This window comes from Kocuria coralli (genome assembly GCF_008831305.1).
Classification (GTDB): domain Bacteria; phylum Actinomycetota; class Actinomycetes; order Actinomycetales; family Micrococcaceae; genus Kocuria; species Kocuria coralli.
This window is the reverse complement of record NZ_ML708654.1, coordinates 1-528: the sequence shown is the minus strand read 5'-3', so window position 1 is coordinate 528 and position 528 is coordinate 1. Positions and strand designations below refer to the sequence as shown.

Sequence of the window (528 nt, the reverse complement as noted above, 5' to 3'; positions counted from 1 at the left end):
CTCTCCCGCCAGCCCTACTACCGCTGGCGCCACCAGCAGGTCACCCAGGCTGAGCTGACTGAGGCATATCGCGCCAACGCGTTACTGGACGCCCACGTCGACGACCCCGAGTACGGGTACCGGTTCCTGGTCGGCGAAGCCGCCGGGGCCGGCGAAGTGATGTGTGAGCGCACGGCATGGAGGATCTGCCGGGACAACCAGTGGTGGTCCGTGTTCGCCGAAGAAGCGCGGCAAGAACGGGAAGCGTCCCGGGCCACCGGTCCACGACGATCTCGTGAAGCGGGACTTCTCCGCCGATGACGTCAACGAACTGTGGTTGACCGACATCACCGAGCACTGGACCGACGAGGGCAAGCTCTACCTCTGCGCCATCAAGGACGTGTTCTCAGCCCGGATCGTCGGCTACTCGATCAGCGACCGTATGAAGGCGCGACTGGCGGTGAACGCCCTGGACAACGCCGCTTCCCGCCGCGGTGACGTCGCTGGCTGCATCGTGCATTCGGACCGAGGATCCCAGTTCCGGTCGCG

The 528-nt window shown here is 65.7% G+C and carries 1 protein-coding gene and 1 pseudogene; both read left to right on the top strand.

Annotated features, from left to right (window positions below; genetic code table 11):
• A pseudogene (locus tag FCK90_RS16055) lies at nucleotides 1-300 on the top strand (hypothetical protein); the annotation flags it as partial.
• Nucleotides 301-316: 16 nt separating this feature from the next.
• The coding region (locus FCK90_RS16050) for a DDE-type integrase/transposase/recombinase (RefSeq protein ID WP_181954354.1) at nucleotides 317-528 on the top strand (212 nt) is incomplete at its 3' end.